At 70.4% G+C, this 19649-nt stretch carries 19 protein-coding genes; 10 read left to right on the top strand and 9 right to left on the bottom strand.

Going from position 1 to position 19649, the window contains the following annotated elements; all coding sequences use genetic code 11:
- Window positions 1-39 precede the first annotated feature (39 nt).
- Genes ACYVHU_RS00830 through ACYVHU_RS00815 form a run of 4 tightly spaced genes read left to right on the top strand, consistent with a single transcriptional unit; the run spans window position 40 to window position 2581 of the window.
- On the top strand, window positions 40-426 hold the full coding sequence (locus ACYVHU_RS00830) for a DUF6703 family protein (RefSeq protein ID WP_498947340.1): 387 nt from the start codon (window positions 40-42) through the stop codon (window positions 424-426).
- A gap of 31 nt (window positions 427-457) precedes the next feature.
- The gene (locus ACYVHU_RS00825; protein ID WP_078760200.1) at window positions 458-1288 is read left to right on the top strand and encodes a metal ABC transporter ATP-binding protein; all 831 of its coding nucleotides are present in this window, start codon (window positions 458-460) and stop codon (window positions 1286-1288) included.
- Complete coding sequence (locus ACYVHU_RS00820) at window positions 1281-2201, top strand: metal ABC transporter permease (RefSeq protein WP_078760199.1); 921 nt, start codon at window positions 1281-1283, stop codon at window positions 2199-2201. Before ACYVHU_RS00825 ends, ACYVHU_RS00820 begins: the two co-directional genes overlap by 8 nt.
- The gene (locus ACYVHU_RS00815) at window positions 2198-2581 is read left to right on the top strand and encodes a Fur family transcriptional regulator (protein ID WP_498947339.1); all 384 of its coding nucleotides are present in this window, start codon (window positions 2198-2200) and stop codon (window positions 2579-2581) included. The genes ACYVHU_RS00820 and ACYVHU_RS00815 overlap by 4 nt, the downstream gene beginning before the upstream one ends.
- A gap of 37 nt (window positions 2582-2618) precedes the next feature.
- Here the strand turns inward: ACYVHU_RS00815 and ACYVHU_RS00810 are convergent, their stop codons facing one another.
- The 4 genes from ACYVHU_RS00810 to recO all read right to left on the bottom strand — a co-directional run bounded on the left by ACYVHU_RS00810 (window position 2619) and on the right by recO (window position 6014).
- Window positions 2619-3416 (bottom strand): SGNH/GDSL hydrolase family protein, encoded by a 798-nt coding sequence (locus ACYVHU_RS00810; protein WP_078760197.1) that lies wholly within the window; start codon window positions 3414-3416, stop codon window positions 2619-2621.
- 131 nt (window positions 3417-3547) lie between these two features.
- A complete protein-coding gene (locus ACYVHU_RS00805; protein ID WP_078760196.1) occupies window positions 3548-4372 on the bottom strand; it encodes an SGNH/GDSL hydrolase family protein in 825 nt (274 codons plus the stop codon).
- A gap of 71 nt (window positions 4373-4443) precedes the next feature.
- The gene (locus tag ACYVHU_RS00800; RefSeq protein WP_078760195.1) at window positions 4444-5286 is read right to left on the bottom strand and encodes an isoprenyl transferase; all 843 of its coding nucleotides are present in this window, start codon (window positions 5284-5286) and stop codon (window positions 4444-4446) included.
- A complete protein-coding gene (recO, locus tag ACYVHU_RS00795) occupies window positions 5283-6014 on the bottom strand; it encodes a DNA repair protein RecO (protein WP_078760194.1) in 732 nt (243 codons plus the stop codon). The genes ACYVHU_RS00800 and recO overlap by 4 nt, the downstream gene beginning before the upstream one ends.
- Window positions 6015-6405: 391 nt before the next feature.
- Between recO and ACYVHU_RS00790 the strand changes: the two genes are divergently transcribed.
- Both ACYVHU_RS00790 and ACYVHU_RS00785 read left to right on the top strand, forming a co-directional pair.
- The gene (locus ACYVHU_RS00790) at window positions 6406-7698 is read left to right on the top strand and encodes an MFS transporter (protein WP_078760192.1); all 1293 of its coding nucleotides are present in this window, start codon (window positions 6406-6408) and stop codon (window positions 7696-7698) included.
- A gap of 266 nt (window positions 7699-7964) precedes the next feature.
- Window positions 7965-8666 carry a CAP domain-containing protein gene (locus ACYVHU_RS00785; RefSeq protein WP_235000723.1) on the top strand — a complete coding sequence of 234 codons (702 nt, stop codon included), beginning with the start codon at window positions 7965-7967 and terminating at the stop codon, window positions 8664-8666.
- Window positions 8667-8711: 45 nt separating this feature from the next.
- Here ACYVHU_RS00785 and leuA read toward each other — a convergent pair whose 3' ends face one another.
- The 5 genes from leuA to ACYVHU_RS00760 all read right to left on the bottom strand — a co-directional run bounded on the left by leuA (window position 8712) and on the right by ACYVHU_RS00760 (window position 15540).
- Window positions 8712-10421, bottom strand: coding sequence for a 2-isopropylmalate synthase (gene leuA / locus ACYVHU_RS00780; protein ID WP_078760190.1), 1710 nt, complete (start codon window positions 10419-10421; stop codon window positions 8712-8714).
- A gap of 287 nt (window positions 10422-10708) precedes the next feature.
- Entirely contained in the window at window positions 10709-11863 is a 1155-nt protein-coding gene (gene alc / locus ACYVHU_RS00775; RefSeq protein ID WP_078760189.1) for an allantoicase, read from the bottom strand.
- 72 nt (window positions 11864-11935) lie between these two features.
- A complete protein-coding gene (gcl, locus tag ACYVHU_RS00770; protein ID WP_498947338.1) occupies window positions 11936-13660 on the bottom strand; it encodes a glyoxylate carboligase in 1725 nt (574 codons plus the stop codon).
- 141 nt (window positions 13661-13801) lie between these two features.
- Window positions 13802-14707 (bottom strand): 2-hydroxy-3-oxopropionate reductase, encoded by a 906-nt coding sequence (locus tag ACYVHU_RS00765; protein ID WP_078760187.1) that lies wholly within the window; start codon window positions 14705-14707, stop codon window positions 13802-13804.
- A 32-nt stretch (window positions 14708-14739) separates the two neighbouring features.
- Window positions 14740-15540 carry a hydroxypyruvate isomerase family protein gene (locus ACYVHU_RS00760; RefSeq protein WP_078760186.1) on the bottom strand — a complete coding sequence of 267 codons (801 nt, stop codon included), beginning with the start codon at window positions 15538-15540 and terminating at the stop codon, window positions 14740-14742.
- Window positions 15541-15958: 418 nt separating this feature from the next.
- Here ACYVHU_RS00760 and uraD point away from each other — a divergent pair, with 418 nt between their 5' ends.
- The 4 genes from uraD (at window position 15959) to ACYVHU_RS00740 (ending at window position 19557) form a co-directional block, all read left to right on the top strand.
- Window positions 15959-16486, top strand: a complete 528-nt coding sequence (gene uraD, locus ACYVHU_RS00755; protein WP_498947337.1) for a 2-oxo-4-hydroxy-4-carboxy-5-ureidoimidazoline decarboxylase — start codon at window positions 15959-15961, stop codon at window positions 16484-16486.
- Window positions 16483-16842, top strand: a complete 360-nt coding sequence (uraH, locus tag ACYVHU_RS00750; RefSeq protein WP_235000721.1) for a hydroxyisourate hydrolase — start codon at window positions 16483-16485, stop codon at window positions 16840-16842. Before uraD ends, uraH begins: the two co-directional genes overlap by 4 nt.
- A gap of 152 nt (window positions 16843-16994) precedes the next feature.
- The gene (pucL, locus tag ACYVHU_RS00745; protein WP_078760183.1) at window positions 16995-17888 is read left to right on the top strand and encodes a factor-independent urate hydroxylase; all 894 of its coding nucleotides are present in this window, start codon (window positions 16995-16997) and stop codon (window positions 17886-17888) included.
- A 223-nt stretch (window positions 17889-18111) separates the two neighbouring features.
- Window positions 18112-19557, top strand: a complete 1446-nt coding sequence (locus ACYVHU_RS00740) for a nucleobase:cation symporter-2 family protein (RefSeq protein WP_078760182.1) — start codon at window positions 18112-18114, stop codon at window positions 19555-19557.
- Window positions 19558-19649: the final 92 nt, after the last annotated feature.

The raw sequence follows: 19649 nt of genomic DNA, 5'->3' as shown, positions 1-19649 counted from the left end.
GCTGCGTTCCCGTCAGCGCCGCAGTCCCGGAGGAGCCGCGTGTCCCCCAAACGCAAGAACTCCCGCACCTCCCGTACCCGTCTCTCCCGACCGGGGCGTCCGCCGTCGTCGGCTGATCCCCGGCCCGCCGCCGGTCCCGCCGGGCCCGGGCTGCGCGCGGCGATCGAGCGCCGCAGCGCGGTGCCGCTCCTGGTGTTGCACAGTGCGCCCCGCTGGGTGCTCCCGATCTCCATGGCGGCGGTGTTCATCGCGGGCCTGCTCCTGGCGGGGGTGGTGGGCGCGTTGCTGCTGGGCCTGCTGGCGCTCTTCTTCGCCTGGCTGGCGTTCCTCAGCTGGCCGACGCTGAAGCAGGCGGAGCGGACGCTGCGCTGCGTGGTGGTCGCGACGCTGCTGCTTCTCGGTCTGCTCCAATCCGGGTTATTTTGACAATCATTTTCGTTTTCGGCATGATGGAGAAGTGTCTGTAGAGGTATCCCGCGTCGAGTCGTCCGCGTCCGCACACGACACGCCCCCCTCGTCGGCCCCACCCGCCTTCCGCGTCGCCGACGCCGTCGTCGAATACGACCGCAAGCCCGTGGTGCGCGGCGTCTCCTTTGAGATCCCGCATGGCGAGGTCGTCGCCGTTCTCGGCGCCAACGGTTCGGGCAAGTCCACCCTGATGCGCGCGATGCTCGGCGTGGTCCCCCTCGCCAGCGGCTCCGTCGAGATCCACGGCCGGCCGGTGCGCGGCTTCCGCGACTGGGGACGCATCGGTTACGTGCCCCAGCGCCTGTCGGTGGGCGGGGGCGTGCCGGCCACCGTGCGCGAGGTGGTCGCCTCCGGTCAGGTGGCCCGCCGGCGCCGGTGGCGCCGGGCGTCCGCCGCCGACCGCGCCGCCGTCGAGCACGCCCTGGAGTCCGTCGGCCTGACCGACCGCGCCCGCGACTCCGTCCACGAGCTGTCCGGCGGCCAGCAGCAGCGCGTCCTCATCGCCCGGGCCCTCGCGGGCGGCCCCGACACCTTCGTCATGGACGAGCCCATGGCCGGCGTGGACGCCGCGAACCAGCAGGCGCTCGCCCGCACGATCGCCGACCTCGCCCGATCCGGCGCGACGGTGGTCCTCGTCCTCCACGAGCTCGGCCCCCTGGCACCGCTCATCGAGCGCGCCGTCATGCTGTCCGACGGCGTGGTCGTGCACGACGGACCGCCTGGCGGCCTTCTCTCCTCCAGCCCCCACCTGCACCCGCACACCAGCGACGCGGCCTCCCTGCCCGCCGCCCCTGCCCTTGAGGTCCCGCTCCGTGACTGACCTGTTCGCCTACGACTTCATGCAGCGGGCGCTGATCGCCGCCCTCCTCGTCGGCCTCGTCGCGCCCGCCATCGGCACCTTCATGGTGCAGCGCCGGCTCGCGCTCCTGGGAGACGGCATCGGCCACATCGCCTTGACCGGTGTGGCGCTGGGCATCCTCACCAGTACCTCTCCGATCTTCACCGCGCTGATCGTCTCGGCCGCCGGCGCGCTCCTGATCGAGCTGGTCCGGGTGCGGACCCGCACCAGCGGCGATGTCGCGCTCGCCCTGTTGTTCTACGGCGGGATCGCCGGCGGTGTCCTGCTGATCGGGCTGGCGCCGGGAGCGAACACGGCGACACTCACCTCGTTCCTGTTCGGCTCGGTGAGCACCGTCAGCACCGAGGACGTCTACGCCGTGATCGCGTTGGCGGTGATCGTCCTCGGCGTTCTCGCCTTCTTCGGCCGGGAGCTGTTCGTCCTGTGCCAGGACGAGGAGGTGGCCCGCGCCCACGGTCTTCCGGTGCGTCTGCTCAGCGCGGTCATCGCGATCACCGCCGCGGTCACCGTCGTCATCGCGATGCGCGTGGTCGGGGTGCTGCTGGTCAGCGCCTTGATGGTGGTCCCGGTCGCCGCGGCCCAGCAGCTGACCCGCAGCTTCCGGGTGACCGTGGCGCTGGCCATGGGCATCGGCGTGGTGGCCTCCCTCGGCGGGGTCTCCGCCGCCTTCTACTCCGGTGCCGACATCTCGCCGGGAGCGGCCATCGTGCTGCTGGCCCTGGCCGTCTTCGCCGTGTCCGTCGGTGTCGGCCAGGTGGTGCGCCGGCGGCGGGGCCGCGGTCCGGTGCCCCAGAAGGGCGCCGAGGCCGTCCCGGCCGGTACGATTCCCCAGACGAAGCCGGGGAGCCTGGATCCGGGGAGCCCATCGACATGAGTACACGACGCGAGACAGTTCGCCAGGCGCTGAACGAGAGCGCCGGTTTCCGCAGTGCCCAGGACCTCTATGCCGATCTGCGCGCCGAGGGCTCGAAGATCGGGCTGACAACGGTCTACCGTGCCCTCCAGGCGCTCAGCGACGCCGGAGAGATCGACGTCTTGCGCACGGACGACGGCGAGGCCGTCTACCGGGCCTGTGTGACCGACACCCACCACCACCACCTTGTCTGCCGCTCCTGCGGCAAGGCGGTCGAGATCGAGGGGCCGGCCGTGGAGAGCTGGGCCGAGGAGTTGGCCCGTCATCACGGGTTCGTCGATCTCACCCACACGGTCGAGGTGTTCGGCACCTGCGGCGATTGCGCGAAGAGCACGACCTGACGGCCGCCGGGGTTCCCCCCCGGCGGCCGTCAGGCCCTCAGCGCAGCCGCTCCAGGTTGGGCCGCTTGGGCCTGATCCCGTCGCCGGAGGACCGTCCGGTCAGCCTGCGGCCGATCCAGGGCACCAGGAACTCGCGCGCCCAGTGCAGGTCCTGCTGGCGCGCCACGTGCCAGGCCATCGGCGGCAGGGCGGGCCAGGGGGCGTTCCAGTCCTCGTCGGCGGGCAGGCCGAGCACCTCGGCCACCCTGAGGGCGAGACGGCGGTGCCCCTCGGGGGACAGGTGCAGCCGGTCGGCGTCCCAGGCCTGCCGGTCGGCGAAGATCTTCATGCTCCACAGGTCGACGACCTGGCAGCCGTAGCGGTCGGCGATGCCGCGCAGGTGCATGTTGTAGGTGGCGATCTTGCCGCGGAAGCGCCGCATGACCGGCTGGAACCCGGTGTCGAAGCCGGTGAAGATCAACACGTCGGCCCCGGTCTCCCGAAGCCGGCCGATCGCCCCTTCGAATATCTCGGCGACCTGGTCGGGGTCGCTGCCCGGGCGGATGATGTCGTTGCCGCCGGCGCAGATGGTCACCAGGTCCGGACGTAGTTCGATGGCGCGGGGCAGCTGCTCCGCGACGATCTGGCGGATCAGTTTTCCGCGCACCGCGAGGTTGGCGTAGCGCACTTCCCCGATGTGGTCGGCCATGTGCTCGGCCAACCGGTCCGCCCACCCCCGATACCTACCGGTCGGCACCGCCGTGCTGTCCGGGTAGGGGTCGCTCATGCCCTCCGTGAAGCTGTCGCCGATGGCGACGTAGGAAACGATGTCCCGCTCGATGGAAAAGCCGCTCATGGTAGACGATCATGCATGCTGAGTCCATGGTTACGCGACAGTAGGTTCGAGGATTTCGACCTTTTGTTGCGCGCCTCACGTCGGCGGGCCGGCCCCGGTGAACGGCCCGCCGACGGTCGCGCGGCGGCGCGCTACCGGGACGGGTCGTCCTCGCGCTCCAGACGCCGCACCCGCTCCGGCGCGGGCCGCTTGGCGGTGACGGAGTCACCCGACGAGCGGCCGGTGAGCCTGCGGCCCACCCACGGCACCAGGAAGCTCCGGGCCCAGCGCAGGTCCTCCCCCCGCGCCGTGAACCAGGGGACGGCGGGGACCGGCGGCCACGGGTCGTCCCAGCGCCCCGCCACCGGGACGCCCAGGACTTCGCAGACCTTGAGCGCCAGTCGCCGGTGGCCCTCCGGTGACATGTGCAGCCGGTCGGCGTCCCAGGCCCTGGCGTCGGCGAGGACGCCCATGGACCACTGGTCGACCAGATAGCAGCCGTGCCGGTCGGCGATCGCGCGGATGTTCAGGTAGTAGCGCGCGAACGTGCCGATGAGGGCGCGCATGTAGCCGCCGGTGATGTTGACCCCGGTGAACAGCACGACCTCGCTGCCCGCCGCCCGCAACCGGCGCACCCCCTCCTCCAGCACCAGGGCCAACCGGTCGGGGTCGGCCCCGGGGCGCAACAGGTCGTTGCCCCCCGCGCTGAAGGACACCAGGTCCGGCCGGAGTTCGAGGGCGCGGGGCAGCTGGTCCGCCATGACCTGGCGCAGCAGCTTGCCGCGCACCGCGAGGTTGGCGTAGCGGACCTCGCCGACATGGCCGGCGAGGTGCTCGGCGAACCGGTCGGCCCAGCCCCGGAACTCGCCCTCGTGAACGGCCCGCTCGGGGGTGTGCGGGTCGCCGACCCCCTCGGTGAAACTGTCGCCGATCGCGACGTAGGTGAGGCTGTCTCTGTTCAGGTCGATTGTTCTCACGTCATCCGATCATGCCTGGTCATGCGCTCGGCTCGGCTCCAGGGACGCCGTGGCGGGCCACGGCGGGGACCTCAGCGGCCGGGAGGGGCGGGGTCCGTCACGGGCGGGACCGGGTTGGGCACCGCGCCGCCGTAGCGCCGGTCACGGCTGGCATAGACCTCGCAGGCGTGCCACAGGTGCCGCCGGTCGAAGTCGGGCCACAGCGTGTCGAGGAAGACGAACTCGGCGTAGGCCGACTGCCACAGCAGGAAGTTGGAGATGCGCTGCTCCCCCGAGGGGCGCACCACCAGATCGACGTCGGGAATATCGGGTTCGTCGAGGTACTTGGCCAACGTGGCCTCGGTGATCCGGTCCGGGTTGATCCGCCCCTCGACCGCCGCGCGGGCGATCGCCGCCGCGGCGTCGGTGATCTCGGCGCGACCGCCGTAGTTGACGCAGAACTGGAGGGTGAGCCGGGTGTTGTCCTTCGACAGCTCCTCGGCCTCCTCCAGCTCCTTGATGACGCTCTTCCACAGCCGGCCGCGCCGGCCGGCCCAGCGGACGCGCACGCCGCGGGCGTGCAGCTCGTCCCGGCGGCGGCGCAGCACCTCCCGGTTGAAGCCCATGAGGAAGCGGACCTCCTCGGGCGAGCGCTTCCAGTTCTCGGTGGAGAAGGCGTAGGCCGACAGATAGGGGATGCCCAGCTCCAGCGCGCCCTCGATCGCGTCGAACAGGGAGCTCTCCCCCGCCTTGTGCCCCTCGGTGCGCGGCAGGCCGCGCTCCTTGGCCCAGCGGCCGTTGCCGTCCATGACGAGCGCGACGTGACGGGGGATGAGCTCGCGGGGCAGCTCCGGCGGGCGGGCGCCACTGGGGTGGGGCACCGGGGGCGCGTACTGCCGGGAGGACTTCGACGAGAGGGGGTTGTAAGGACTCAAGAACGCTCCACGAGGCGCAGGGATCGGATTCCGTTTTCGAGGTGCCACTGGAGGTAGGCGGCGACGAGACCGCTGCACTCGGTGCGGTGCCGTTCCTCACTGGCGTCGGCGCCGGCCCAGTCGCCGCGCAACAGGGCCACCATCAACCGCAGCGTGTCCGGCGCGGGACTGGCCGAGCCGGCCGGGCGGCACACCGAGCACACCGCGCCGCCGGCGTGCACCGCGAAGGAGCGCTGGATACCGTGCGAGCCGCACCTGGCGCACTCGTCCAGCGCCGGCGCGTAGCCGGCCACCGCGAGGGAGCGCAGCAGGTAGGCGTCCAGGACCAGCCGGGGGTCGTGCTCGTTTCCGCCGAGCGTCCGCAGCCCCCCGATGAGCAGGAGAAACTGCCGCAGGGCGGGGTCCTTCTCGACGATGACGATCTTCTCGGCCGTCTCCAGCATCGCGGTGCCCGCGGTGTAGCGCGCGTAGTCGGCGACGATGGGCGTCCCGTAGGCGTGCAGCGTATCGGCCTGGGTGATCACGTCGAGCGTGCGCCCGGTGTAGAGCTGGAGGTCGACATGGGTGAACGGCTCCAGCCTGGCCCCGAATCGGGACTTGGTCCGGCGCACGCCCTTGCCGACGGCGCGCACCAACCCGGTACGCCGGGTCAGCAGGGTCACGATGCGGTCGGCCTCGCCGAGTTTGCGGGTCCTGAGGACAACGCCCTCGTCACGGTAGAGGCTCACCCCTCCATTGTCGCCGATTCCGGGCGGCGGGTGCGCCACGGCCCGGCCGCGCTCCCACCCCCGGGAAACGGTCATGTTTCCGGATTACTCGCGATTTCATCTTTTCGTTCACTCGAACAAACCCGCCGGCCGTTCTTTGGCCAGGTGGGCAAACTCCCGGGTTTCAACCGTGCCCTAGGTTCATGGCAGTCACCGGGCCGTGTGACGGGGCACGACCCCGGCCACCGGCCCCTCCCGCTCGGTCCCCCTTCCGGCCACCCCGGACCCACCGACGGTGCCCCAGGAGCGCGTCCGGCCGGAAACCTCGCCGAGCTCGCCGTCCTCCCCCGGCGGCCCGCGGGCCGCATCCCCCAGCCTCACCGAGGCCGGCTTGAACAGGAGACCCGCGCACATGAGCGTGGCCAACAGCGCCAGAAAACGTCCGCACGGAAAGGTGATCGCGGCCAGCCTGACCGGCAGCTCGATCGAGTGGTTCGACTTCTTCCTCTACAGCACCGCCGCGGGGCTCGTCTTCGACGAGCTCTTCTTCCCCTCCAGCGACCCCGTGGTGTCGCTGATGCTGTCCTACCTGTCCTTCTCCCTGACCTTCTTCATCCGCCCCCTGGGCGGCTTCATCTTCTCGCACATCGGCGACCGCATCGGGCGTAAGAAGACGCTGGTCATCACGCTGTCGCTGATGGGCGGTTCGACCGTGCTCATCGGCCTGCTGCCGACCTACGCCCAGATCGGGGTGTGGGCCCCCATCCTGCTGATCATCCTGCGCCTGGTGCAGGGGCTGGGCATCGGTGGCGAATGGGGCGGCGCGCTGCTGCTCGCCTACGAGTACGCCCCGAAGAACCGCCGCGGCCTGTTCGGCAGCGTTCCGCAGATGGGCATCACCATCGGCATGCTGCTGGCCAGTCTGGCCCTGACCGTGATGCAGCTGCTCTCGGAGGAGCAGTTCACCTCCTGGGGCTGGCGCATCCCGTTCATCGCCAGCTTCCTGCTGGTGCTGCTGGGCCTGTGGATCCGCTCGGGGATCGACGAGACCCCCGCCTTCCGCCAGGCCAAGGCCGAGGGCAACGTCGCCAAGATGCCCATCGCCGAGACGCTGCGCCACCACTGGCGTTCCGTGCTCATCGCGATCGGCGCCAAGGTCGTGGAGACCGCGCCGTTCTACATCTTCGGCACGTTCGTGGTCAGCTACGCCACGGGAACGCTCGGCTTCGCCAACGCCACCGCGCTCAACGCGGTGACGGTGGGCGCGATCGTCGCCACGGTCATGATCCCGCTCATGGGCCGCCTCTCCGACACGTTCGGCCGCCAGCGGGTCTACCTGGGCGGCGCCGTACTGCTCGCGCTGTTCGCCGCGCCCTACTTCATGCTGATCGACCTGGGCGGCGCCTGGGCCCTCGTCCTGGCCACGGTGATCGGCCTGGGCATCTTCTGGCCTCCCGTGACCGCCACGATCGGCACGCTGTCCTCGGAGATCTTCTCCACCCGGGTCCGCTACACCGGCGTGACGCTGGGCTACCAGGTCGGCGCGGCGCTGGCCGGCGGCACCGCGCCGCTGCTCGCCACCTGGCTGCTGGGCCGTTACGACAACTCGTGGGCGCCGATCGCGATCTATCTCGTGTTCACCGCGATCATCTCCATCGTGGCCGTGTCCATGGCCCGCCGCGTCACCGTGGCCGAGGAGGACTGAACCGCTCCAGCGGGAGCGGCCTTCGACGTGTGGGGTCCGGTGCCGACCGGGCCCCACCGCCTTTCCTGCGGTAACGGGGAACCACGACACTCTTTGCCCGCATTTGGTCTACCATCTCGCGCAAACACGACCCACACCAGGCAGACGGGGGCCACGACATGCCACGGGGCAACGCGAACCACCGGCGGCAGGACGATAGAACGCGACGCGCGCGGCGGGGGAGAAGACGCGCCCCCGTTCCACCGGCTCCCCCGTGGCAACGGCCCGTGATCGGCGCGCTGGCCGCGGTTCCGGTGGGGCTCGGCCTGGCCGCGGCCCTGACCCTGGCCTCCCTGTCCTCGGACGAGGCCGGTGAACAGGCCGGCGACCTGAACGTCATCGTCCCCGACGACTCGCTGCCGCCGGTCCCGTCCTCCGCCGCCCCCGCGTCCTCCCCCGCCCCTTCCGCCAGCCCCTCGGCGCCCGACGTCCCGTCCGCGACCGGCGAGACCACCGAGCTCAGCGTGGAGATCCCCGCCGAGGAGGTCTCCCCCCGCCCCAGCCCCTCCGGCGGTGACCGCGGGGAGGCGGAGCGGGAGGAGGAGCCGGACGAGGCACCGCAGGCCGACTCCGCCGCAGCGGTCGTCGCGCTGGCCAACGCCGAGCGCGCGGCGGCGGGGTGCGCGCCGTTGCGCCCCGACGAGCGTCTGACCTCGGCCGCCCAGTCCCACAGCGAGGACATGGCGCAACGGGAGTACATGGCACACGAGAACCCCGAAGGCGAGGGACCCGACGAGCGGGCCGCCGCCGCGGGATACGGGGCCTGGTCCGGCGAGAACGTCGCCGCCGGCCAGTCCTCGGCGGAGGAGGTCATGTCGGCCTGGATGAACAGTCCCGGCCACCGCGCCAACATCCTCGACTGCGACAACCGGTCCATCGGCGTCGGCCGGGACGGCGTCCACTGGACCCAGATGTTCGGCCGCGAGTGACCCCCTCCCGGGGTACGGGCGGTCGCGCACCCCGGGAGGGTCCTCTCAGCCGCGCGTGGCGTGGTTGACCGCGCTGCACACGGCCTTCAGCGAGGCCGTGGTGATGTTGTCGTTGATGCCGACACCCCACACGGTGCGGCCGTCCACCTCGGCCTCGACGTAGGCCGCGGCGCGGGCGTCGCCGCCCTCGCTCATCGCGTGCTCGGCGTAGTCGACGACGCGGACCTTGATCCCCACGCCGGCCAGCGCGTCGACGAACGCGGAGATCGGCCCGTTGCCCGTCCCCACCAGCTCGCGGATCTCACCGCGGACGCGCACGTCGGCGCTGACCCGGTAGGAGCCGTCGGGTTCCGTGGCGGAACGGTGCGCCATGACCGCGACCGGTCCGCGGTCGGTCAGGTAGGTCTCCCGGAAGATCTCCCAGATGCGCTCACCGGTGAACTCGCCGCCCTCGGCGTCGGTGAACTCCTGCACCACCCGCGAGAACTCGATCTGGAGCCGACGCGGCAGGTCCAGACGGTGGTCGCGGTGCAGGATGTAGGACACCCCGCCCTTGCCCGACTGGCTGTTAACCCGGATGACGGCCTCGTAGGTGCGGCCGACCTCCTTGGGGTCGATCGGCAGGTAGGGGACCTTCCAGGGGTACTCCTCGACCGGGACGCCGGCCTGCTCGGCGTCGGCCTCCAACGCCTTGAGCCCCTTCTTGATGGCGTCCTGGTGCGATCCGGAGAAGGCGGTGTAGACCAGGTCGCCCCCATAGGGGTGGCGCGGGCTCACCGGCAGCCGGGTGCAATGCTCCACGACACGGCGGATCTCGTCGATGTCGGAGAAGTCGATCTGGGGGTCGACGCCCTGGCTGTACAGGTTCATGCCCAAGGTGACCAGGCAGACGTTGCCGGTGCGCTCACCGTGGCCGAACAGGCACCCCTCGACCCGGTCGGCGCCGGCCATGACCGCCAGCTCGGCCGAGGCCACCCCCGTCCCGCGGTCGTTGTGCGGGTGCACCGACAGGCACACGTACTCGCGCCGCGACAGGTTGCGGCTCATCCACTCGATCTGGTCGGCGTAGACGTTGGGCGTGGCGCGCTCGACGGTGGCCGGCAGGTTCAAGATGATCTCGCGATCGGGGCCGGGCTGCCAGACGTCCATGACCGCCTCGCAGACCTCCAGCGCGAAGTCCAGCTCGGTGTCGATGAAGATCTCGGGGGAGTACTCGTAGCCGAAGTACCCGGTGTCGCCCAGGTACTGCTCGGCGTACTTCATGACGTGCCGGGTGCCCTCGACCGCGATGGCCTTGCAGGCGTCGCGGTCGACGCCGAACACGACGCGGCGGAACTCCGGCGCGGTGGCGTTGTACAGGTGCACGGTCGCGCGCCGCGCTCCGACCAGGCTCTGCACGGTCCGCTCGATCAGGTCCTCGCGGGCCTGGGTCAACACCGAGATCTGCACGTCCTCGGGGATCGCGTCGTCCTCGATCAGGCCGCGGACGAAATCGAAGTCGGTCTGGCTGGCGGCGGGGAAACCGACCTCGATCTCCTTGTAGCCGATGCGTACCAGCAGGTCGAAGATCTCGCGCTTGCGCTCGGAGTCCATCGGCTCGATCAGGGACTGGTTGCCGTCGCGCAGGTCGGTGGACAGCCAGCGCGGCGCCCGGGTGATCGTCGTGGAGGGCCAGGTGCGGTCGGGCAGATCGACCGGGGCGAAGGGCTGGTAGCGCTGGAAGGGCATACCGCTGGGCTGTTGCTGCGGAATCATGACGGGTGCTCCTCAGTGGAGAGTGCTCACGGTGTCGTACGGCCGACAAGACACGCCGAAGCCCCGCGGCGAGGGAGCCGGCCTGACTAACGGCCCCCGCCGCGGCCGCTAAGGAGGAGCAGCTCGCGCAGCATAACGACGATCACGTTAGCAGATCCCCGCGAGCGGGATGGGGCGGACCCTCGAATCCGGTCCCACCGCGAAGGGGCGCCACGGTGACCCGGCCAAGTCGGCCACCGTGACGCCCCGGCTCCCTGCGGCTGGGAGCCATCAACCGGGACGCGGGATCAGAACGCGCCCCCGGTCAGTTCGGCGGGAATCGCGTCCGCCTTGTCGAAGGGGCGGCTCGCGAGCGCCTGCTCGGCCTGGTCCCCCGTGAGGCCCGCCGCGTTCAAGGCGGCGCGCAGCTGCGCCTCGGGCAGGGCGTTGGCCCAGCGCAGCCACAGCGCGGAGCGACCCTCCGCCGACAGCTCGCCCACCGCCCGGAACCGGGCCAGCCCGCCGTCGGGGTAGACGTCCAGGCGCAGCCGGGTCGCGGGACGGGGATCGGCCACCACGAAACGGTGGCGGGTGTCGGGGAGCAGCTCGGTGCGTTCCAGCACGGTGAACCAGGAGTCCGGGTCGGCCGGGTCGGAGACGGTCTCGTCGCATCCGGTGACCCGGGCCGCCCCGGGCGCGTTGAACAGGAAGTAGCTGGTGTCCAGTTCGAGCAGCCGCACCTCGCCACAGCCGGCGAGCTGGAACTCCACCCAGTCGTTGCCGTCGTCGCGGCGGCGCGCGTTCTCCCACCCCTCCCCCATGGTGCGGGTCAGTCCAGGGGCGATGAGGTTGGTGGGCGAGGAGTAGAACTCGTTGCTGCACCCGGTGACCCGGCCGCCGTTCTCCAGGGCGACGAGGTCCAGCCCTCCGGCGACGAGCAGCCGCGGATCGGTGATGGCCTCGCCGTGCACCCGCAACCGGGCGATCCCGCCGTCGGGGTGCATGGTGAGCCGGACGTGGGTGTAGCGGCGGTCGTCGGTGACCGTGAACACGTTGGCGTGGTGCCCCTGGACCGGCGACCGTGGCACGATCGTGGTCCACTCGGCGGCGTTGAGCTCCTCGACGGTGGGGTACCCCTCGAAACCCGCCGCCTCGACCGAGACCTCGGGCGGGTAGTTGCCCTTGAACCAGGCGGTGTCGACCACCACGCCGTGGATCACGCCGGGCGCGCCCAGTCTGACGATGGCCCAGTCGTGCCCGGGAGTCCTCCGCCGTCGGGTCTCCCACCCGTCGTACACCTTGCCCTTGTGGCCGAAGTCCGTCTCGTCGAACAAGGGCGCCGTGGGCTTGATGAGGTTCTCCCGCTCGGCGAAGGACTCGTCGTTGGCGTAGACGACGGCGCCGCCAAAGGAGCGGAGGGCGAGGTCGGGGTACCGGAGGAACTCCTGGTCACTCAATGACATCTCTCTCCTGTGGAAGTGGGTCCGGGGGCCGGCTGCCCCCGGATCGCGAGCCGCGCCCGAGGGCGCGGTCGTCTAGAGCGCGGCCTCGTCGGGCAGCGGTTCGAACTCCTTGACCGCGTCGATCGACGGGCCGTGCGGGGTGTTGGCCTCGCGCTCGATCATGATCTCGACCAGCACCGGCCGGGAGGTCGCCTCGGCCTCCTTGCGCGCCCACTCCAGGGCCTGCCTGATCTCGGCCGGATCGGCGACGCGCCGCCCCGAGCAGCCGTAGGCCTCCATGATCTTGACGTTGTCGGTGCCGAACTCGTCGTAGTGGATGTCGACCTGGTAGTTCATCTCGAACGGGATCTCGGCCTGGCGGATCAGCCCGAGGTACTCGTTGTTGAGCATGACGAGGACGAACGGCACGTTGTACTGGGCGCCGACGGCGAGCTCCTCGACCATGTACTGGAAGCCGTAGTCTCCGACGATCCCGACCACCTCGGCGTCGGGTTCGGTGTTCTTCAGGGCCTTCTTCACCCCGATCGCGGCCGGGATCTCCCAGCCCAGCGGGCCCGCCTGGCCGCAGATCTGGTAGTGGCGCGGTTTGAACGCCTTCTGGTGCTGCCCGCCCCAGATCTGGTAGAGGCCGATGGCGGTGACGAAGTAGGTGTCGGCGCCGAAGACCTCGTTGATCTCCTTGTAGACGCGAGGCGCCTTGATCGGGGTGGTGTCGAAGTCCTCACGGCGGCCCAGCGTCCGCTTGAGTTCCCCGACGCGCTCGACCCAGGCTCCGGCCGGCCGGCCCGCGCCGCGCTTCCTCGCCAGGTCGAGGAGGGCGCGCAGGAACAGTCGCGCGTCGGAGACGACGCCCAGGTCCGGTTCGAAGACCTTGCCGATCTGGGTCGGCTCGATGTCGACGTGGATGAAGGCCCGGTCGCCTCGGTAGACGTCGAGCCGACCGGTGTGGCGGTCGCCGAACCTCGCCCCCACGGCCAGGACCAGGTCGGACTCCAGGAAGGAGGCGTTGCCGTAGCGCTGCGAGGTCTGGATGCCGGTGATACCGGAGAACAGCGGGCTGTTCTCGTCGATGGCGCCCTTGCCCATGAGGGTGACCTGGACCGGGATGTTGAGGTATTCGGCGAGTTCGCGCAGTTCCTCGGCCGCGTCGGCGATGATCACACCGCCGCCCGCCAGGATCAGGGGCCGTTGGGCGGCCAGCAGCATGTCGAGGGCGCGTTCGACCCTGGGCTGGTGGGGCTGGACCGCGGCGACCGGGAGCGGGGCGTCGATCTTCGGGTCATAGGTGATGATCTGCTGGGCGACGTCGAGCGGGATGTCGATGAGGACCGGACCGGGACGTCCCTCGCGGGCGGTCCTGAAGGCCTCGCGGAAGATCCACGGGGCCTGGGCGGCCTCCTTGATCTGCACCGCCCACTTGGTGACCGGTTTGGCGATCTCGACGATGTCGACGGCCTGGAAGGCCTCCTGGTGCAGCTTGGTCGAGATCGCCTGGCCGGTGATGCAGACGATCGGGATGGAGTCGGCGAACGCGGTGTACAGGCCGGTGATCATGTTCGTCCCGGCCGGACCCGAGGTTCCGATGGCGACGCCGACCCGGCCGCTGGTGCGCGCCCAGCCGTCGGCCATATGGGTGGCGCCCTCCTCGTGGCGGACGATCAGGTGCTCGATTCCGCCGACCTCCTCAAGCGCCTTGTAGAGGGGGAGGATCGCCGCGCCGGGGCATCCGAACGCCGTGTCGACGCCCTCGGACTTCATCACCTCGACGACGGCGTTCATCGCGGGCATCTGTACCATGGTGGCAAACCCTTCAGTGCTAGGGGGTTGGGGTTCCGCCGGCGGAACCGTGGTGCGGCCAACACCCAGGCGGCCGGATCTCGCGCGGAGCACACGTAAGACGCGAGACCGTCCCGCCAGTCCCGCCGGCGGCGACCCGTCTCATCCGCGCGGTCGGCCGCGCTCGGATCCGGAGAGCTGTTCGACGAGCTTGAGCAGCGCGGAGTGGTCGAGCCCGCCGTGGCCCTGTGCCTTGAGGGCGCCCACGAACTGGGCGACCAGCGCCCCCACGGGGATGCTCACCCCCGCCTCACGCGCGGCGGTCGTCACGATCTTCATGTCCTTGTCGTGCAGTTCGACGCGGAACCCCGGCTGGAACTCGCGGTTGCGCATCGCCTCGCCCTTACGGGTCAGCACCGTGCTGCCGGCCAGTCCTCCGTTGAGGACCCTCAGGCCGGCCTCCGTGTCGACGCCGTGGGCCTCCAGGAACACCAGTGCCTCGGCGACCAGTTGGATGTTGCCGGCGACGATGAGCTGGTTGGCCGCCTTGACGGTCTGGCCGGAGCCCGCGGGGCCGACGTGGACACAGGTGGTGCCCAGGGCGGAGAAGACCGGCTCGGCCGCGGCGAAGTCGGCCTCCTCCCCTCCGACCATGATGGACAGCTTCGCCTCGATGGCGCCCGCCTCGCCGCCGCTCACCGGCGCGTCCAGGACGCGCAGCCCCCGCTGGGCTCCGGCCCGGGCCAGCTCGCGGGAGACGTCGGGGCGGATGGTGCTCATGTCGATGACGAGGGTCCCGGGGGCGGCGTTGGCGAACACGCCGTCCTCGCCGAGGAGCACCTCTTCGACGTCGGGCGAGTCGGGCACCATCGTGATGACGACGTCGGCGTCGCGCACCGCCTCGGCGACGGAGCTCGCGGCCTTCCCGCCCTGCTGCGCGAGCTGTTCGGCCTTGTGGGGCGAGCGGTTGTAACCGGTGACGGCGAAACCGGCCTTGACCAGGTTGACCGCCATCGGCAGGCCCATGATGCCGAGTCCGATGAAGGCGACCTTGTGCGCCTGGGGCATTGACGTTTCCTTCCTGACGGATGCGGTCCTGTTCAGCGCTTGAGCCAACCGAGGCTTTCGGCGCTGGACACGGTCGGCTTGTACTCCAGCCCGACGTACCCGTCGTACCCCTTGGTCTGGGCGGCGCCGAGGAGCTCGTCGAGGGGGAGCGTGCCGGTTCCGGGCTCGCCCCGTCCGGGGAAGTCGGCGATCTGGATGTGGCCGAACTCCGCGGCGTGGGCGTCCACCACGGCGGCGACGTCGTCCCCGTTGGCGGCGAGGTGGAAGAAGTCGGCGAGCAGGGCGACGTTGGGCGCGCCGGCGGCGTGCGCGGCGGCGACGACCCGCAGCGCGTCGGCCGCGGTCGACAACGGGTAGGCGTCGGCGCCGCTGATGGGCTCGATGAGGACGGTGCCGCCCACGGCGGCGACCCCCGCCGCCGCGATGCCGATGCTCTCCAGGGCGATCCGGTCCTGTTCCGCCGGGTCGATCCCGTCCTGGCGCAGACCGTACAGCGCGTTGAAGGCGGCCACCCCGGTGCGCCGGGCGATGTCGACGACGACGTCGACGTTGTCCCGGAACTCCTGGGCCCGATCCGGCAGGGAGAGCACCCCCCGATCGGGGCCGGGCATCTCACCGGCGTAGAAGTTCAGGCCGGTGAGCCGGACTCCCGCGTCGGTGATCGCGGTGACGAAGGCGTCGACCTCGGCGTCGCCGGGAACAGGCCGGGCGAAGGGCCACCAGAACTCCACCGCGTCGAACCCGGCGGCGGCAGCGGCGGCCGGCCGCTCGTTCACGGGCAGCTCGGTGAACAGCAGCGAGCAGTTCGCCGTGTAGCGCAGCGTGTGGCTCATGGGCTCAGCCCTCCGGAGTTATTTCGCTATGTGGAATGTAATTTTCACTTCAAGGAATCCTCCTTGAGTGTGCGCTCCCCCACCCTCCTTGTCAACACCCTCGCCGTAAACACCTCCTCACCCCCTTAAAGCCGCAAAAGCGACATCAATGGATGAAGTACGCAGAAGTTTCGTCATTGTGAACAAAGTCGCCATGAACCGCAATTCATCTCACTTCAAGTGTTGACAGCCCGCAGACCGCCCGGTCTACAGTCCGTCATACAAAACGAAGTTTCTGCACTACGAAATCTGGTTGTCACGTCGGGATACGCCGTGGAAACACGGGATCGCCACACTGTGAGCGTTCCGGCCGGCCACGACGGCCCTCGCCAAGGTCAACGGGGAGATCACCCCGACGGACGCCTTCTCTGGAGAGCACATGCCCGAGAGCACCGACACGGGGGGCGACTCCGGACTGTCGCGCGTCAACGCGCTGTCGGCCGAGGAGTTCCAGACCGAGTTCGCCCGCTGCCTCGACATCGACCGCTGGGTGACGGCGCTGGAACGCGAACGGCCGTTCAACGACCGGACCGCGCTCTTCGCCGCCGCCGACGCCCATGCCCGCACCATCACCGACGACGAGGTCGCCAAGGCCCTGGCCCGCCACCCCCGCATCGGCGAGCGCGCCACGGGCCGCGACACCGAGTCCGCCTGGTCACGCGGCGAACAAGCGGGGGTCGACACCGGACGGAGCGATGTCCGAGACGCCTTCCAGGCCGCCAACGCCGAATACGAGCGCCGGTTCGGACAGATCTACCTGGTGTGTGCCAGCGGGCGCTCCGGCGAGGAGCTGCTCGCCGACCTCACCGACCGGCTCGGCAACGACCCGGCCACCGAGGCCAGGGTCGTCGCCGACGAACTCCGCAAGATCGCGCTCGTGCGCGTGGAAAAGGTGCTCGACCAGTGAACGCCCGAACTCGCAGCCACGTGACCACCCACGTCCTCGACGCCGCCCTCGGCCGGCCGGCCGGCGGTGTCCCGGTGCGCCTGGAAGCCGCCGACGACGCCGGACGCGGCGCCTGGTCGACGGTCGCCACGGGAGACACCGACGCCGACGGGCGTGTCGCCGACCTCGGCCCGCAGCGCCTGGCCACGGGCCGCTACCGCATCACCTTCGACACCGCCGCCTACTTCGCCGCCAGCGGCCAGCGCGGGTTCTATCCCGAGGTGACGGTGACCTTCGAGCTCACCGACGAGGACGCGCACTACCACGTGCCGTTGCTGTTGAGCCCGTTCTCCTTCTCCACCTACCGGGGCAGCTAGGCCGCCCCTCCCGAACCTCCTTCGAGTGCGTGATAGGTCCTTCCGCGTTCAGCGGTCCTCCCTCGGGCGCACCCGTCCGGGGTCGCTGCCGGCCCCGGACGGAAAAACTCCGCAGTTCCCCCCTTCCACCACCTCAAGGAGTTGACCCGAACATGGCAATCCGTCTCGGAGACAACCAGTACGGCAAGGCCGAGGTGCGCCTGGTCCACATCAACCGGGACACCGACGTCCACACGATCAAGGACGTCAACGTCACCTCCCAGCTGCGCGGCGACTTCGAAGCGGTGCACACCAAGGGCGACAACGCCCACTGTGTCGCCACCGACACGCAGAAGAACACCGTCTACGCCTTCGCCCGCAAGTACGGGGTCGGCGCGATCGAGGACTTCGCGCTCCGCCTGGCCCGTTACCACGTGGACACCTTCGAGCAGGTACACGGGGCGCGGCAGGAGATCGAGGAGTACACCTGGACCCGGGCCGCGACCGCCGAGGGTCCGCACAACCACTCCTTCGTCCGGGACGGCCGCGAGACCCGCACCACCGTCGTCGTCAAGGACGGTGCCGAGGAGACCGTCATCTCCGGCCTGGAGGGGCTCACCGTCCTCAAGACGACCGACTCGGAGTTCCACGGTTTCCCCCGGACCGAATACACGACCCTGGCCGAGACGACCGACCGGGTCATGGCCACCGACGTCAAGGCCCGCTGGCGCTACATCGGCACCGACATCGACTGGGACAAGACCTATGCGTCCATCCGCGCGATCCTGATCGAGACCTTCGCCAACCACCACAGCCTCGCCCTCCAGCAGACGCTGTGGGAGATGGGCAAGGCCGTCTTGGAGGCCCACCCCGAGGTCGCCGAGATCAAGTTCTCCTGCCCGAACAAGCACCACTTCGTGGTTGACCTGTCGCCGTTCGGCCTGGACAACCCGAACGAGGTGTTCTTCGCCTCCGACCGCTCCTACGGAAAGATCGAGGCCACCATCGAACGCGACGACGCCCCCGCGGCCGGTCGCGTCTGGGAGACCGTTCCCGGCTTCATCTGACCGGTCCGGCGCGGTCCCGGCCCCCGGGACCGCGCCCCCTCCGGCGGGCGGTGATCGGCCGCCCCCACGCCCCGTCCGTCCGGCCGCGCACCGGCCCCGCTGTCGTCCGTGCGCGTCCCGCCCACACCCTCCGACGATCACTCACAGCGATTTCTCGGTGACGGCGAGCGACAACGGATCCCGTGCTCCGTATCACCGCCGCTCACGATCCCAAGGGGCTGAATTGTTCAGGAAGACCCGCACCCCCGTGAAGGCCGACCGTCCCCCGGCGTCCCCGACGGACCGTCCCGAGGACGAACGGCTCGCGCCCCGGCTTCTGTTCGCCTATGGCCTCCAGCACATCGTCACGATGTACGCGGGGGTCGCCACCCCTCCCCTGGTCATCGGGGCCGCGGCCGGACTCGACACGGCAGCGCTGGGGGTCCTCGTCAGCGGCGCGCTCCTCGTGTGCGGACTGGCCACGCTGCTCCAGACGCTGGGCGTGTGGCGTTTCGGCGCGCGGCTGCCCATGGTCGTGGGCATCTCCGTCGTCCCCCTGGGCATCATGGCCACCTTCGCCGAGGAGCGCGGCCTGCCCGTGGTCTTCGGCGCGACGTTCGCGGCCGGCGTGTTCGGGGTGCTCATCGCCCCCTTCTTCGCCGCCCTGCTGCGTTTCTTCCCCCCGGTGGTGACCGGAAGCGTCATCACCGTCATCGGCCTGTCGCTGCTGCCCGTCGCCGCGAACTGGATCATCGACGGGGAGGCTTCGGGGCATCCCTCGTTGTCCAACCTCGCCCTGGGCGGCATCACCCTGCTGATCATGCTGGTGCTGTACCGGCTGTTGCCGCCCTCCCTGGCCGGCATGTCGGTCCTGCTCGGTCTGGTGTTGGGCACCGTGATCGCGGTCCCCTTCGGCCGGGTCGACTTCGGCTCGGTCCTGGAAGGGCCGGTGTTCTCCTTCGGCCAGCCGCTCTACTTCGGCCTGCCGGAGTTCGACCTGGTGCCGATCGTGACCATGTGCGTGGTCATGTTGGTCATCCTCACCGAGGGAACGGCCGACACCCTCGCGGTGGGCCAGGTCATCGGGACCCCCATCGACCGGCGGCGCATCGCCGACGGCCTGCGCGCCGACGCGGGTTCGGCCCTGTTCGCCCCGCTGTTCAACTCCTTTCCCTGTGGTGTGCTGGCCCAGAACATCGGTGTCATCGCGCTGACCGGTGTGCGCAGCCGCTTCGTCGTGGCCACCGGAGGCGCCACGCTCGTGCTGCTCGGCCTGTTCCCCGTGCTGGGCCGGGTCATCGCGATCATCCCCATGCCGGTGCTGGGCGGTGCGGCCCTGCTGTTGTTCGGCACGATCGCGATCAGCGGGGTGCGCACGCTCGGCACGGTCGACTTCGGCGGTAACGGGCTCAACCTGATCATCGCGGCCTGTTCGATCGGGGTCGGCATCGTCCCCGTGGCCGTGCCCGGCTTCTACGACGCCTTCCCCGGCTGGGCCGCCACCATCCTCGGCTCGGGCATCATCGGCGCCAGTGTCGTCGCCGTCCTGCTCAACATCGTGTTCAACGTGATCGGCCCGCGCGCGACGCCGGCCCCGATCGTCCCCCACCAGGCGACCGCCGGGGACCTCCCCCTCGGCGGTGAGGCGGGTCCCCGACCCGCCGAAGCACCGTCGGCCCCACCGAGCTGACACCGCGAGGCGGTCCCTGAACGGCGCGAAGGGGCCGCACCCATGACAGGAGACGGAGACGGCCGGTCCGGGGCACCACCGCAGGACCATCG

It is taken from the genome of Marinactinospora endophytica (assembly GCF_054780875.1).
The sequence above is the reverse complement of the archived record's forward strand: the minus strand, read 5'-3'. Positions and strand labels throughout refer to the sequence as shown.